Here is a 14262-nt window from a genome sequence, read left to right as displayed (position 1 = left end):
TATACCTCTTTTTAAATATTCTCTCTATTATACAAAATTCTCGTCAGATAATAAAGCCTGACGCACAAGATGAAAGGCATGAAGTGTTGCAATATAACGAACGTCTGCTCGACTCCGTCCACCGATTCTAATCTGACGGCTGACCACACCCTTTTTAGTCGCCAAACCGATAAAGACCGTCCCCACAGGTTGACCTTCTAACTCATCTGGACCTGCTACTCCTGTCAAAGATATGGCAAGATCACTGTCGACAAGGCGTCTTGCTTGCTCTGCCATTTTTTCAGCTGTAAAGCTAGAAACCACACCGTAATGTCGCAAATCTTCTTCTGAAATCTCAAGCATCGCAGCTTTTTGTTGTAAACTATAAGTCACATAACCGCCTTTAAAGACCTGGGACGCACCTGCTATATCAGCAATGCTCGACTGAAACAACCCTGCTGTTAAACTTTCTGCAGCTGTCAGGGTTTTTGCTTGGTCCTTTAAGAGAGCCACACAAAATCACTAAATCGCTTCGTTTTTCAGCAATCTCAAGAACAGACAAGAGGCGCTCTTCATTATCCCCCACTGCCGTCTGAAAGTACACATCAATTCCCAGCTCGGCCATTTTCTCCGATAGAAATTGAGCATTGGTGTTAACAATCTGGCCTGTCAAAATCTCCGTTCCTACTGCAATGATTTCAGCCTTCATAAAACCTCCTACTTGACTATTCGTAGTATGAAGCTATTATAGCAAAAAGTAATACGAACGACAGCTTGAAAATCATCTCTGATTAGGATAGGCACCAAATAATCGCTTTATAAAATTAAAGAGTAAAAAACAGGACCGCCTGTCTGTTAGTCATAAACTAATTAAAAAATTTCCCAAAATAACGAATCGTAAAGTAAGGTTGATCTATTGAACAATTCGTTATGATAAAAATCAAGGAAAACAAAAAAGCTGTTATACAGCTTTTTTATATGTATAAATTTTTCAATTTCCCTACTTACCTGCTCTACGACGATTTCCATTAGCCAAATCTTTTCCAAAAACATAGCCGGCAGTAAATGATCCTCCCACAACAGTAGTGATTAAGGTTGCAGCTGCTATTCCAATGACAACTCCTCCATTAATAGCTACTAGTTCTTCTGAGTTAAGTTGAGTAAAATGTTTCATTCTAATATTCCTCCATATATTTTATTCTTTTAAAGTTAACACCCACAATAATGCTATTAGACATAGCGACGAAGCTACTAGAGGATTAATTGGAAAATCAAATGAGATAATTTCTAAATCATCCAATACATATAATGTAGGTATCAGTAAAGATATTGCAGCTATACTGATCTCTGGAATATGATTATGCAACTCTTTCATAATTTATTCTCCCAATTTTTTAAAATAGCAAAGATTTCCTCTATATTTTTTATTTAACAGCTCTACTTAATTTTTAGTTGTTGTTTTGTTTACATACACAGTATACGATAACGATTACATTTTTTATCAAAGAAGTAATGAAATGTCATTTTTTAGTAATGAATAACCATTTTTTATTGAAAATGATAAAATTTCTGCTATTTTTACATAGAAAAATAGACCTATCTGAACAATAAATCTATAAACAATCTTTAATTCCAACTAACGAGCTTAAACAAATTACTGGAGGAGATGGATTTTCGTTTTTTGATAATCTATTTAGTCCTAAAACCCCTACAAGACAGAGAAAAGGTTAGTTATAACTAACCTTTTCTACTTTATTCAATAAAAATAAATTCTTGAGAAAATCTATACTGATGACTATTGGTTGATAAACTGATTTTAGGATACTTGTTAACAATATTTTTTACATTTGCCAAACCAATTCCACGATTATCTCCTTTACTAGAATAACCATATTGATAGATAACATCAATATTAACCTTTTCCTCAAGCGTTGTATTTTCGATCAATAGAATTTTTCGTTGTTGATCTTGAAAATAAGCAAATATAATGCTAGCATCCTGACATCTCTCTGCAGCCTCTATGGCATTATCCATTAAAATAGAAATCATAGTAATAAAATCAATCAATTCCATATCAGGAGTATCAATTACATCATCAATTTCAACCGATATATCTATTCCCTTTTGTTGGGCTTCAATCATTTTAGCAGATAAAAGACTCTTCATGGCAGGATTTTGAAGATTGGACAACCTAGCAATGTCATATTTTCCCTTATAAAATTTTTTATCTGAATCCGCAATAACAGAATTATAAATACTTCTAATAAGGCTGATATCCTCATTTTCAATAGCCTCACTTAAACTAACCAAGATATTGGTATAATCATGCCTAAAGCTTCGAATTTCTCGATATAAAGATTCAACGTGGTTGCTATATTGAGACAAATCTGCTACTTGTCGATCTTTTAAATCCTGAAGTTCTCTATCTTTTTTATCTTTTTCAATATAATTCAAATATAATAATCCAATGGTAAATAAGACAAAATAAATTAATAGAATGTTCGTTCTAATAAAATAAGTATCCCAATTAATATTAATCAATCCACTCTCTATTGCAATCTCTAATATTAAATTACCACGTATTAACACAAAATAAGTAATAAAAAGAATATTAAGTCCCCAAAAAATTGGTGATAATTCTCTATCTTCAGTATCTACCTGAAGATACTTAGATTCAATTCTTAATCCTTTAAAAAAATAAGTGTAAAATGGAATTAATAATAAAGTGAGAATTAAACTAAATAGAATACTATTATTGAAATCACTAATGCTTATATCCAATAAAAATCTTATATAAAGGCCTATTATTCGTTGAAACATATCTCCAATAATCATTGGAAGTAAGCCATAAAATATCCTTTGCATCATATTCCACTTTGTTTTAAAAAATGGAATCACCATTATCAGAGCTAAAGGTTCTAAAAGATAATAAAATCTACCACCAAATAATATATAGAGAATGATTGTTAAAATGAATGATATTATGAATTTCTTTTTTACAGATAGTTCCAATCCACTAATTTGTTCAAAAATCATCAGGCGGATTAACATATCTAAAAAGAAAATAATATCCTCAATAGGAGAAAAATATACCATGTTACTTATTCTCCACCAAATTCACTAACTCCTTTTGCTTTAATCTTGACACTAAGCATGAATCTCCATTTTCAAAATAAATAATATGATTTGTTCGATCTATCCTTGTAACATTCGCTGGGTTTACAACAAAAGCTCTATGCGCATGAAATAGACGTTCATCTTCCTTTGCAATATCTGAAATCTGACCATAAAACTCTTGTTGGCCTGTTTTAGTTTTTAATATTACTTTATGGATTGTTGTAGACGTTTCAAAATATAAAATATCGCTAAATGGAACTTGAACGTGAGCATTTTCTGTCTTATAAACAAATGAATTTTCAGCTACTGTATGATCAATATTTTCAAAAGCATGTACCAAAACATCTGAAACAGCCTTGTGAAACTCAGCATTTGATAACCCTTTATCAATAAAATCCAAAGCTGATACGCGATAACGATAAGTCACTGGCATAAATTCAGAGTGAGTTGTCACAAATACAATAACAGCATAAGGATCACGTTCACGAATCTCACGTGCAATCTCCATCCCCTTCTTCTCCTCACCTTTTATCTCGATATCCAAAAAGAAAAATTGATGATTCCCTGTTTCCTGAATAGCATCCAATAATTGATTAGGTTTCCCAAAAACTTCTAATGTTTTATATTTTACTGCTGTTGATTCGACACACGATAATACGGCTTTCTCCAATCGAGACTGCTGGAGAAAATCATCCTCTAAAATAAAAATATTTAACATAAAATCTCCTATATTTGTTTCCAAAGTGCAAGTAATTCTTTTTTCTTATAGCGTGAATAAGGAATACTTCCCACTTGGTCACCAAAAAATAAAATTGACTTTGTCGAATTATTAATACCACGTACCACGTGTAACTTGACCTTCAACGATAACCTTTTGATATTTTTCATACGCATCAAATCCGGCCTCAGGAAAAATTTTCAGAATATCTAGACTATCAACGATTTCAGCAATTTTCTTGCTCGCTATTTCGCTAGATTTAGATAGATCTTCAATGTAACTTTTTGTTTTTCTAAGTGTTTCCTGAACTTGTTTTGAGTAGTTGATTTTATATGTTTTAGATTCCAAGGCTGGCCCTCAACTCTTCTTCTGTGTAGTAGGTACCTGCGTTCATTTCATCTATACTATTTTGCACCTCTGCCTGTAGTTGTTTAAAAAGCTGCTCTTTTTCAAGTTCGTCATCAGTTTTAAGATCAACTTGTTGAGTTACTGCTACATTTTTCAAAAACAAATTTAGAGCGTCAGAGACTGAAATATCTTTTGATTCTAAAACTGACTTTGCTTGCTCTAGCATTTCAGCGTTTACTCTGAAATTATACTGTCTATCTCTTGTTAAAGTTGCCATTTTGTACTCCTTTGTTGTATATGTGGCAAGTATAACACAATGTATAACAAAAAACAAAGGAACGACTATTTTAGACATTTTTCCGAAAAAGAATAATTTTCTAGAAACATACAAAATTTCCTATTCCCTACTGGCACAAGGGATTTCGGTTACCTTTTACAACTTAACCATAAAGCAAAACTGAGAAATTTCTCTATTTGTTCGTTTTTTATGATTTTTCTTCTGAAAACATGTATCTATTATACGTGATAGAACTATTTTTACCACTCACGATTTGATAGCTATCTGTAACGCTCAGAGAGCCTCTTATAGCTCCCTGAGAATGGTATCTAAGTATTTGATCCAAGACGTCTGACAGATCCTCGCCTGCCCTTTTACATCGAAAATTATCCCTTTTATATCGAAATCAGCAATGAAAAGGAATTATCCCTTTTACATCGAAAGTTATAGAGATCCCAAAAAAACAATAAAATCAGCATTTTTTTAAGATAGGGTAACTAATGACTGAAATCAGTAATGAATGACCATTTTCTACAAAAAAACGAATTTCTTTTGGTGAAATCCGTCTTTTTTCATACTAACAAGCGTATCAAAACTCGTCAAAACCCCAAAAACCAGAACTAACGAAAAATATTTTTTATTGATAAAATCAGACAGTTTCATAACCATTTCTCCTCAAATAAAGTCGATTCACGATCACGATTCAAAAAAATAACTGGGAACCAATTTTCCTCTTTTAAAGGCTTGGTAGCTTTTTATCACTGGCAATATACCTGCTGTTCCTGATACTAAATCAGCTGATAACTGATAGCATTGCTCGCCAAAAAATCAGCCATTTTCTTCATCAAAGTAAAGAGATAATCCACCTATCATTATTGCAATATTTTGAATTATTTTATCAACCATCTCTTTCTCTGTCAACACGAATAGACAATCTACTCTCCCTTAATTCTCTCACAAAAGTAGAGGAAATGGCAGTATCTCTTGTTCGGAATCATCGTTCTTTCATGATGTCACTTCCTTTCTGACACTATTACGATACAATGGTTTCAACTTGCTATGATCTTTTGTAGCGTATAATCACATTGTTTTTTGGAAGAAAGCTATGCGTTAGGACTATGGAAAGTTTACAAAGAAAAAAGGCCCCTCTAGGACCTTTGAGATTGAAGGAAGTGTCAATTTTAGACCGTTTTCTTCAATTTTTTAGTTTACTCTGAGAAACACTCCGCATGTTTCATCACAGGAAAACTACTTGCTTCTTTCCTTAACTAGATAGATGGGCCGTTTCTTGGTCTCCATAAAGACTTTGGAGAGGTATTTTCCTAAAATACCTATGGTCATCAATTGTAGACCACCTAAAAATAAGATAATGCAAATTGTTGACGGCCATCCAATGGTCGAGTCTCCAAAGATCCAGGTTTTAACCACGACAACTACCATCAGTAGCAATGAGAGCAGGAAGGTGAAAAAACCAAGATAGGAAGCCAAATTCAATGGGACATCTGAGAAATTAATAATGCCTTCAATCGAGTAAGACAGTAATTTCCAGAAAGACCAGCTGGTCTGTCCAGCGACACGCTCCACATTTTGATAAGGAAGGTACTCCGTCTCAAAACCAACCCAGGCAAAGATTCCCTTGGAAAAACGATTGTACTCTGAAACTTCTAAAATCGCATCAACCATGTGCCGACGCATGAGACGAAAATCGCGCGCTCCGTCCACAACATCTACCTGACTGATTTTATTCATCATTCGATAGAACACATTAGCAAAAAAACTACGAATAGGTGGCTCACCGTCTCGGTTGACCCGTCTTGTCCCAACACAATCCAAGTCAGGATTGGCTTCCAACATAGCCTTCATCTCAATCAGCATCTCTGGTGGATCCTGCAAGTCCACATCCATGACGGTGACCAAGTCACCACTTGCTTCTTTCAAGCCCGCGTAAAGAGCCGCCTCTTTGCCAAAATTGCGTGAAAAAGAAATATAGTGGACTCGGTTATACTGACTAGCTAATCCCCGCAGAACAGACAGAGTCTGGTCTTTTGAGCCGTCGTTAACAAAGAGGTACTCAAACTCTTCCTCCATACTTGTACGGACCTTCTCCATGGCTTCATAAAAGTAGGGGATAGCTTCTTCCTCATTAAAACAAGGAACAATGATTGAAATCATATTAGTTCTCCTTTTTCACTCCTGCCCAGCCCAGACTAGCTAGGAGAAGGATTTGTGGTAAAAATTGTAAGAGATAGCGAGCCTTGCCTCCTTCAAAAATCATTAGGAATAAGATGCCTCCAAAAACAGAGAGCAGCAAAACATTCACCCGTCTATCTTTGCGGTAAGACCAGGAGGCTAGAAACAATCCCAGGCTAACCACGACCCAAATCGGCTGTTTGACTAGCCTGTAAAGGTCAAAATTCTTGCCGTCTTTCTGGATAATGGTTTGACGGAGCCATTCTGCCACTGCATTATCCTTGGTGTACTGGTAAAGAGGAGAAATAAAAGCGGATTTCTCCTTATCGGGATCTAGATAAATCCAATTCAGCGTCCCGTCATAGACTGTTCGGCTAAATTTATAAAGCAAGTGTTCTGAAAAGGTCACCAAGGTGTAGCCTTTCAAACGGCGTTTAATCTCTTTTAGCTCATTTTCATTAGCAAACATACCGTTATTATAGTTGTCATGTTCCGACTCAGGAATATATTGTAAAAGCCCGCGCTTCATATCTTCCTGATCCGTTCCTGAATAGGTCAATCCTAAATTGATAAAGGTCAACCAGGACTTAGACAATTTTTCATTTTTGACAATAACAACTTCTGTTTGAGCCGATTGGAGATAGGTTTGTAAACCGTAACTAATGCCAAAACTCAAGCCAAAAATAAGCAAGCACTTAGCCATTTTTTTCCATTCTTTACTCAAAAAAAGGAGCATAAAAAAGGCGATGATTGAAATAATGCCTGTCAGGCGGAAGCTCATAGCTAAAGCAGTGACTAATCCTAGAATAAGCATAGACCGACTAGATGCCTGCTCTGCTTTAATTGCCACCAAAATCAAATAAAGCTGAAGAGCTAAGAAGGGTAACCCCGCAATATCCGTATAGGTTTGGATGACATATGGGGAGACGCCCATGAGAAGGAGGTAGAAGAGATAGACTAAATCAGCTACCCTCTGACTGAACAATTTTCCTGTTTTGTAGAGAATCCAAGCTGTGCTATTGATATAAATTAGTCCTAAAACTTGTAAGACCCAAATGGCATTAAGCCCAAAAAGCTTATAGAAAAAACGCTCATATAAGAAAAGAAAGAGATTGTTGGGGTTTCTCGTTAGGTAGTTGGAAATCGAGCTAGGCTCAATTAGTTCCAAGGCACCATTTAGCACCACCGCCGCATCCCTTCGAACTAAGAGATTGGCCGAAAGAATAATCGCCACTTGGAAGAGGATAGCTAGTACCAAAAGTGTTTTTTTATAGGCAAAAAGTTTTTTCAGTCCAGGCTCGAGATGCTCTTTCTTGTACCAAGCCAACCCCAAGACTAGTAACAAGCCTAGCCCCAGCCAGGGAGACAAAACAAACAAATGGTGTATCGTCGTCCAAAGCCAAAAGGCTGTCAACAGCAACATGATTTTCTGGATAAAATGAAAGAATATGCTATACATACGTTTATTATAGCACCTTACTCCATATCTTTCTAGCATCGCTCCTCGTCAGCAGGATTTCTTAGGTCAAAAAAGAATCGAATCCTCTCCTTGACAGAGTAAGACCTCACCCCCTTAAACCTTCTCCAACAAAAAGTACCTACTGAACTTTAAATCAGTAGGTATTTTGATAAGCGCAAGTCTTTTCATGGTCATTGACAAGTCCTGCCGCTTGTAAATACGAGTAGACACAGACCGGCCCAACAAATTTGAAACCGCGTTTTTTGAGATCTTTGGAGATGATTTCAGACAGCTCGGTCTTAGCTGGGACATTTTGATAGTTGTCAACACTATTGACAAGAGGTGTAAAGTTTACCCAAGACCAGAGATAGTTATCAAAACTCCCAAATCCTTTTTGAACCTTAAGAAAAGCTTGTGCATTGGCTCTTGTCGCATAGAGCTTTGCGCGATGGCGAATAATGTCAGGATTGTCAAGCAGGCTGTCAAGATCCGCATCGGTCATATCCGCCACTTTTTCCACATCATAACCATAAAAAGCCTGGCGAAAGGCTTCACGCTTGTTAAGGACAGTTTCCCAGGATAAACCAGCCTGATAGGATTCTAAACAGAGCAATTCAAAAAGAGCCTGCTCATCATGCAGAGGTCTTCCCCACTCCTCATCATGGTAGGCAAGATACAAGGGGTTATTCAACTTAACCCAAGAGCATCGTGACATAGACACCTCACTTCATCAACATTTTCAGAGCTGACTTGATATAGTTTTCAGCTGTTTCGGTCGTACCTTCAAAGAAAGCTTTAATTTTCTTGAGTTCTGTAGCTTTATAGCCTAGTGCAAGAAGAGCTTCCATTGCCTCATCGAGATCTGGGTTCCCGACTGGGGTTTGTTTTGAAGCTTTACCACTATCACTAGGCGCTTCGACAAACTTGCCTGCCAGGTCCAGCACCATCTGTTGGGCTGTTTTTTTCCCAATTTTGGGAAATTTCATCAGGTACTTGATGTCACTATTATCAATAGCGTTAACTAGTCCTGCGTTGTCATCAACGGTAACAATGGCTAGCGCTGTGGTCGGACCGATTCCTGAAACCGAGATGAGTTTTAGAAAGACTTCTTTTTCATCTTCCGTATGAAAGCCAAATAAAAGATGAGCGTCTTCTCGAATGACCTGATGTAGGTAAATCTGAATATCCGATCCAACCTTATCCGAAAAGCTGTAAGGGTTAGCAACAATGATACTGTAGCCGAGACCTCCCGCCTCAACAACGATATATTTAGCTGTAATTTTAGTCAGTTTTCCTTTGATATATTCGTACATAATAATTGCTTTCTAAGTCAAAAAAGTAAAACAAAATAATAAGGTATTGGTCACCATGTGAATCCCCATGGGATAATAGATGTTCTCCGTCTTCTGATAGAGATATCCCCAATAAAGACCAATGACAAAATGTGGGATAACCTGAATGAATTGGGATAGTTCCAAGACATGAACGTGAGCCAAAGCAAATAACAAGGCTTGGAAAATCAGCGCCCCTACTGGAGGGAAATAAGGCTTCAACCGACCCATCATTGCCCGTCTAAAAACCAATTCCTCCACAAAAGGGCCGATGATGCCAACAAAGAGCAGAAAGAGGTACGGCGATATGAGTTGAGCCGTTGTCTGGATGTTCACATCGTTTTGAAGAGGAGCATCTCCTAGTCCAAAAAAGTCCATTAAAAACGACACCAAACCACTAGATAGGGCATTTAAGAGGACGTAGCCTAAAAGACAAGCCATCATGTGAAGAACAAAGACCCGTTTGTAGGATTTGATTAGCCCAAAATCCTGTTTTAAACTAGCAGAAAAAAGATGGTAGCCCACTATACCAAGCACCAAATACTTGGCAAGCATAAGTAGTTTCACCTGATAAACTGATAGACCAAACATAAGCTCAATAGGTAATTGAAATAATAGTCCATACAACAAAATGAAAACAAAAGCGTTACGATTTTCTGCCCTCATAAGCCTCCTCCAATTCAAACCAAGTTAACAGTGAAACAGTTTTATCAGTCTCTGCCCAAGCATGGTAGGCCTTAAAAACAGCTTGAATGGAGCCTAAACGCTCCACCAACTGATCAATTGCTAAAAAGCTTCGCCAATATTCATAAAAAATAGCAGCATAAGAGCCTTCATAAGTCTTCTGACCAAATGCTGATAAAGAGTGCCAGCCGTATTTGTCCTGGAAGAGCTTCACTAAGATTTGATTAACCTCTTTTTCAGCGTCAAATTCCTCTGTTGTCAAAAAGTAGCGTCGGCTGATATACTCAACCATTCCCTCTTCAAACCAGATATCCGTCTCACGGCTATCCTCAAAATCGTCCAAGAACAGCTCACTCCAATGCGCTAGCTCATGCCCCACAATCTGTAGCACATGACGATTAGTCAATGCTTGGTAATGCTGACGCAGCTTTTCGAGTTGTTGACTAGACTCGTAGTCTTCCAGCTGTTTGTCATAGAGCTCCTGCCAAACTTTCTTGTCTGGGGTCATGACCATGCGAACAGCATTGGTGTAGGCAGGAACAGGACTTTCCCTCAAGTACCTGGTTGCCATCTCAACATCAGACCAGATAATCGCTTTAGGCAGCTCTTCGACTTGGTAAACCTCACGCAGAAAAGCAAGGTAATCTTCTATCTTTGTGGCGTAGGTGCGAACAAACTCTTGATAACTGGCTAATTGTTTTTCGTCCTGAACGGCATAAAAATAGTCCATAACTCCCCCATATCTTATCTTGACGATGACCTGCGATCATGCATTTTAGCTGCTTTGACAACAAGGAAAATGCCTGCCGTTGCAACAAGAATAAAGACTAATTGAACTCCTAAAAGACCTGTAAACTGGCTAAGCGATACCATACCGCCAGCTAAGACAATGCCAAGCGGCTGGGCAATCGAAATGAAACCAGAATAAGACCCGATTTTATTGTCATCCATCATTTGAGCACGTAAAACCTGACTGGCAGGGACATTAATCATCTCGCCAATAGTGTAAACCACTGCTGAAAAGAGAATAGGGAGTAAACTCTTGAAAGTAAAAGCAGAGAAGAGCCCACTAGCAAAAATGACAGACCCCAGCACCAGTTGCGGAATCAACTTCATTTGCCGCGTCAGCCGATTGGCTGTCGTCATAAAAAGCACAATCATGATGGTATTGATTAGTACGGTTAAGCTCAGCAATTTTGCCCCAGTCACTTCAACCCCAAAGAGAGTCTCTGGCTGGTAAACGGTCTTGTAATGCACCGCCAAATAATTATCAATCTGCGCCCAAACACTAGCAAAAAGAATGGTTCCAGCAGTGTAAACCATAAAGGCACGGTCTTTAACAACATCACTATAATTAGCAAAAGTCGACAAAATCCCTTTGCCATGCTCAAAGACAAAATCATCAGGGCGGGTCTCTGTGAATTTGAAACGCATGATGAGATAGGTAAAGAGCGCAATGCCTGTCATCGCAAGCAATAGCTCAAAGAAATGATGGTCATAGAAGGCGCCAGCAATCCCTGAACCCAGCATCACAGCGACATTCAGAAGCCAGTAATTGATGGTGTAAACGTAGCGCCTATTCCCCTCATCTGTCAGATCGATAATCATAGCGCTATAGGCAGGATTATTGAAATTTGACATGATTTCCACGATGAAGATACCGACAAAGGTCCACATCGGTTTTACATGACCAGGAATATTGGCAAACAAGGTTAAAATATAGCCAAAAACCACGCCAAGATTTCCCAAGTCAGCTACCTTTTTACGACCTATGGAATCAGCCAAATGCCCACCGTACAAAATGGCAAAAAAACTACAAACCTGGGTCACGATAACTAAGATTCCTGTGATAAAGGCACCAAAATACCCCACGTAATACATGGACATGAACGGGAAAATAGCAGAGCCTAAAATCACCGATAAAAAGCTCAATTCCAAACGCCATTGAAGTTGTTTGGGGAGCTCAAAAAATGCTTTCACTTCTTCTTCCTTTCCAAGGCACTAATTAATACCCAGTAAAAAAAGGTGGCTAAAGCAGACATGCCAATGCCATCATACCAAGCGTAATTTTCTTGACCCAAAAAATTTTTATATGCGATAAATAAACCAGTTGTCACCAAGAAAAAACCAAAAACAATGGTTAAACGTTTTAACATCATAATCTCCCGAGAATAATTTTATCTATTATAACACAAAACCACCCAAAAGGTGGTTACGCGCTAAAACTAATACTTGCCTAGGTCTCGCAAACTGGTATGATTTTCCTGAATACGACGGAACATTTTTTCCATATCAGTCTTGGTAAAATTGACAAGAACCGGCCGTCCATGTGGGCAGTTGTATGGATTTTGACATTGTGCCAGTTGCACCAACAAATGACGAGCTGAATAGTCATCTAAAGCATGATTCGCTTTGATACTACGCTTACAAGACATCATAATGGCCAGCTCGGCACGGTATTTTTTGATGGATACCTCATTAGTCAGGAGTAGCATGTCACACATCTCATATACACCAGACTCAATCTCCTCTTCTTTCATCCAGATTGGGTGCTCGCGCAGGATAAAGGTATTATCCCCAAAAGGCTCTAAATAGATACCAACCTCATTAAGCAGGGGCATCTTTTCCTGCAGATTAAGAAAATCTGAGGCTGAAAATTCAAAGAGATAAGGAACCAAGAGTTGCTGCAAGGAACTGTCGACCTGACCAATCGTTTCGCGGTAATATTCGTATTTGACCCGCTCCTGAGCCGCATGCTGATCGATGATATAAAGACCACCCTCTCCCTGGGCAAAAAGGTAGGTCCCGTGCATTTGACCAAAATAATCAAGTTCAGGAAAGGACGACCTCTCCTCAGTTTCTAAACTTTCAAGGATCTGACTCATCTTTCTTTTGTTTTTAAAATCCAGATGACCATGTTCGCTATCTGCATTAAACAAGCCCCGCTCTGCCCGCTTAAGGGATAACTGAGCTTTGACACCATTGTCAACTTCTTTGACATCACTGTCAACCTCAAAGGTCTCTCTTTCTTCTTCGACAAGGTCTCCATTACTAGCAATTCTACTATCATAAATCTCTGCTGTCCGAAGTGAAAGACTGGTCTGAACAGGTTTTTCTGTTCGTTTAACACTTGATTTTGCCAGATTTTCAAGAGCGTCTGGAATCAGATCCTGAGCTCTCAGGCTTTCAGCAATGGCAGAGCTGATTAGCTGCATCAGCTCCTTTTCTTTAGAAATACGAACTTCCTGCTTAGTCGGGTGGACATTGACATCGGTAAGATAGGGATCGATTTGAATATCAATGACAGCCAATGGAAAGCGACCCACCATGAGCTTTGAGCCATACCCGTCTAAGATGGCACGATTGAGGAGGAAGTTTTTGATGTATCGCCCATTAATTAAAATGGTAATGTAATTGCGATTGGCACGCGTCAGTTCGGGCAAGCTAACATAGCCTGAAACCTCAAAATCCAAATCCGAAGCTGAAATAGCAACCATTTTCTTAACCGCATTAAGACCATAAATACCTGCAATCGCCTGACGCAAATCACCTGTCCCTGAGGTTCTTGTCATTTCACGCCCATCTGCAATAAGGGTAAAAGCAACTTCTGGATGCGCCAGACTTAGACGATTAACCACATCAACAATATTAGCAAGCTCTGCCTGCAGACTTTTCATGTACTTTAAGCGTGCAGGAGTATTAAAAAAGAGATTTTCAACAGTGATTTTTGTACCAATCGGTGTGGCAATAGGTTCAACCCTCTCAATATTCCCTCCATTTGAAATAAGCAAGGTCCCATGCTCCTCACCTTCTGTGGCAGTAACAATCGTCATACGACTGATAGAGGCGATTGAAGGCATGGCTTCTCCACGAAAACCCAGAGTTCTAATCCTAAAAAGATCCGCTTGACTTTTGATTTTTGAAGTGGCATGGCGGCGCAGAGATAAGACCACATCCTCCTGCGACATGCCTTCACCATTGTCTGTGATTTGAATTTTTTTAAGACCTGCCTCTTCAATGTCAATGGTAATCTGACTACTACCCGCATCAATGGCATTTTCCAAAAGTTCCTTGACGACACTGGCCGGTCTTTCAACCACTTCACCTGCGGCAATCTGATTGGCCAGAACTTCTGGCAATTCGATAATCTTACTCATAG

15 protein-coding genes and 1 pseudogene are annotated in these 14262 nt (G+C 38.4%); all 16 read right to left on the bottom strand.

Annotation, left to right across the window (positions count from 1 at the left end; genetic code table 11):
- Positions 1-27 precede the first annotated feature (27 nt).
- A pseudogene (locus tag G575_RS11940) lies at positions 28-688 on the bottom strand (nicotinamide-nucleotide amidohydrolase family protein).
- A 291-nt stretch (positions 689-979) separates the two neighbouring features.
- Positions 980-1153, bottom strand: coding sequence for a class IIb bacteriocin, lactobin A/cerein 7B family (locus G575_RS11935; protein WP_083958875.1), 174 nt, complete (start codon positions 1151-1153; stop codon positions 980-982).
- A 21-nt stretch (positions 1154-1174) separates the two neighbouring features.
- Complete coding sequence (locus tag G575_RS12170) at positions 1175-1354, bottom strand: hypothetical protein (protein ID WP_156874729.1); 180 nt, start codon at positions 1352-1354, stop codon at positions 1175-1177.
- A gap of 377 nt (positions 1355-1731) precedes the next feature.
- Positions 1732-3075, bottom strand: a complete 1344-nt coding sequence (locus tag G575_RS0107035; RefSeq protein WP_027972115.1) for a sensor histidine kinase — start codon at positions 3073-3075, stop codon at positions 1732-1734.
- A 1-nt stretch (position 3076) separates the two neighbouring features.
- Positions 3077-3814, bottom strand: coding sequence for a response regulator transcription factor (locus tag G575_RS0107030; RefSeq protein WP_027972114.1), 738 nt, complete (start codon positions 3812-3814; stop codon positions 3077-3079).
- 111 nt (positions 3815-3925) lie between these two features.
- Entirely contained in the window at positions 3926-4162 is a 237-nt protein-coding gene (locus tag G575_RS11280; protein ID WP_051176980.1) for a hypothetical protein, read from the bottom strand.
- Positions 4152-4439 carry a type II toxin-antitoxin system RelB/ParD family antitoxin gene (gene relB, locus G575_RS0107020; RefSeq protein WP_027972113.1) on the bottom strand — a complete coding sequence of 96 codons (288 nt, stop codon included), beginning with the start codon at positions 4437-4439 and terminating at the stop codon, positions 4152-4154. The genes G575_RS11280 and relB overlap by 11 nt, the downstream gene beginning before the upstream one ends.
- Positions 4440-5687: 1248 nt before the next feature.
- Positions 5688-6611 carry a glycosyltransferase family 2 protein gene (locus G575_RS0107010; RefSeq protein ID WP_027972112.1) on the bottom strand — a complete coding sequence of 308 codons (924 nt, stop codon included), beginning with the start codon at positions 6609-6611 and terminating at the stop codon, positions 5688-5690.
- 1 nt (position 6612) lies between these two features.
- Entirely contained in the window at positions 6613-8127 is a 1515-nt protein-coding gene (locus G575_RS0107005) for a glycosyltransferase family 39 protein (protein WP_051176977.1), read from the bottom strand.
- A gap of 115 nt (positions 8128-8242) precedes the next feature.
- A complete protein-coding gene (locus G575_RS0107000) occupies positions 8243-8803 on the bottom strand; it encodes a DNA-3-methyladenine glycosylase I (protein ID WP_027972110.1) in 561 nt (186 codons plus the stop codon).
- A 7-nt stretch (positions 8804-8810) separates the two neighbouring features.
- The gene (ruvA, locus tag G575_RS0106995) at positions 8811-9401 is read right to left on the bottom strand and encodes a Holliday junction branch migration protein RuvA (protein WP_027972109.1); all 591 of its coding nucleotides are present in this window, start codon (positions 9399-9401) and stop codon (positions 8811-8813) included.
- Positions 9402-9413: 12 nt separating this feature from the next.
- Complete coding sequence (locus G575_RS11660) at positions 9414-10085, bottom strand: CPBP family intramembrane glutamic endopeptidase (RefSeq protein ID WP_051176976.1); 672 nt, start codon at positions 10083-10085, stop codon at positions 9414-9416.
- On the bottom strand, positions 10066-10833 hold the full coding sequence (locus G575_RS0106985; protein WP_027972108.1) for an elongation factor Tu: 768 nt from the start codon (positions 10831-10833) through the stop codon (positions 10066-10068). Before G575_RS0106985 ends, G575_RS11660 begins: the two co-directional genes overlap by 20 nt.
- A gap of 14 nt (positions 10834-10847) precedes the next feature.
- On the bottom strand, positions 10848-12083 hold the full coding sequence (locus tag G575_RS0106980) for an MDR family MFS transporter (RefSeq protein WP_027972107.1): 1236 nt from the start codon (positions 12081-12083) through the stop codon (positions 10848-10850).
- Positions 12080-12259 carry a hypothetical protein gene (locus G575_RS0106975; protein ID WP_027972106.1) on the bottom strand — a complete coding sequence of 60 codons (180 nt, stop codon included), beginning with the start codon at positions 12257-12259 and terminating at the stop codon, positions 12080-12082. The genes G575_RS0106980 and G575_RS0106975 overlap by 4 nt, the downstream gene beginning before the upstream one ends.
- Positions 12260-12328: 69 nt before the next feature.
- Positions 12329-14260: a DNA mismatch repair endonuclease MutL gene (mutL, locus tag G575_RS0106970; protein ID WP_027972105.1), complete on the bottom strand. Its 1932-nt coding sequence runs from the start codon at positions 14258-14260 to the stop codon at positions 12329-12331.
- Between the last annotated feature and the right edge of the window lie 2 nt (positions 14261-14262).

Origin of the sequence: Streptococcus plurextorum DSM 22810, assembly GCF_000423745.1 — a bacterium.
Lineage (GTDB): Bacteria > Bacillota > Bacilli > Lactobacillales > Streptococcaceae > Streptococcus > Streptococcus plurextorum.
This window is presented reverse-complemented; position numbering and strand designations above follow the sequence as displayed.

What these genes read in the sequence shown, in the direction of transcription:
- G575_RS11660 (WP_051176976.1), bottom strand. Translation starts at nt 10,085, where the DNA reads ATGAGGGCAGAAAATCGTAACGCTTTTGTTTTCATTTTGTTGTATGGA.
- G575_RS0106985 (WP_027972108.1), bottom strand. Translation starts at nt 10,833, where the DNA reads ATGGACTATTTTTATGCCGTTCAGGACGAAAAACAATTAGCCAGTTAT.
- G575_RS0106975 (WP_027972106.1), bottom strand. Translation starts at nt 12,259, where the DNA reads ATGTTAAAACGTTTAACCATTGTTTTTGGTTTTTTCTTGGTGACAACT.
- G575_RS0107035 (WP_027972115.1), bottom strand. Translation starts at nt 3,075, where the DNA reads ATGGTATATTTTTCTCCTATTGAGGATATTATTTTCTTTTTAGATATG.
- G575_RS12170 (WP_156874729.1), bottom strand. Translation starts at nt 1,354, where the DNA reads ATGAAAGAGTTGCATAATCATATTCCAGAGATCAGTATAGCTGCAATA.
- mutL (WP_027972105.1), bottom strand. Translation starts at nt 14,260, where the DNA reads ATGAGTAAGATTATCGAATTGCCAGAAGTTCTGGCCAATCAGATTGCC.
- relB (WP_027972113.1), bottom strand. Translation starts at nt 4,439, where the DNA reads ATGGCAACTTTAACAAGAGATAGACAGTATAATTTCAGAGTAAACGCT.
- G575_RS0107000 (WP_027972110.1), bottom strand. Translation starts at nt 8,803, where the DNA reads ATGTCACGATGCTCTTGGGTTAAGTTGAATAACCCCTTGTATCTTGCC.
- G575_RS11935 (WP_083958875.1), bottom strand. Translation starts at nt 1,153, where the DNA reads ATGAAACATTTTACTCAACTTAACTCAGAAGAACTAGTAGCTATTAAT.
- G575_RS0107030 (WP_027972114.1), bottom strand. Translation starts at nt 3,814, where the DNA reads ATGTTAAATATTTTTATTTTAGAGGATGATTTTCTCCAGCAGTCTCGA.
- G575_RS0107005 (WP_051176977.1), bottom strand. Translation starts at nt 8,127, where the DNA reads ATGCTAGAAAGATATGGAGTAAGGTGCTATAATAAACGTATGTATAGC.
- G575_RS0107010 (WP_027972112.1), bottom strand. Translation starts at nt 6,611, where the DNA reads ATGATTTCAATCATTGTTCCTTGTTTTAATGAGGAAGAAGCTATCCCC.
- ruvA (WP_027972109.1), bottom strand. Translation starts at nt 9,401, where the DNA reads ATGTACGAATATATCAAAGGAAAACTGACTAAAATTACAGCTAAATAT.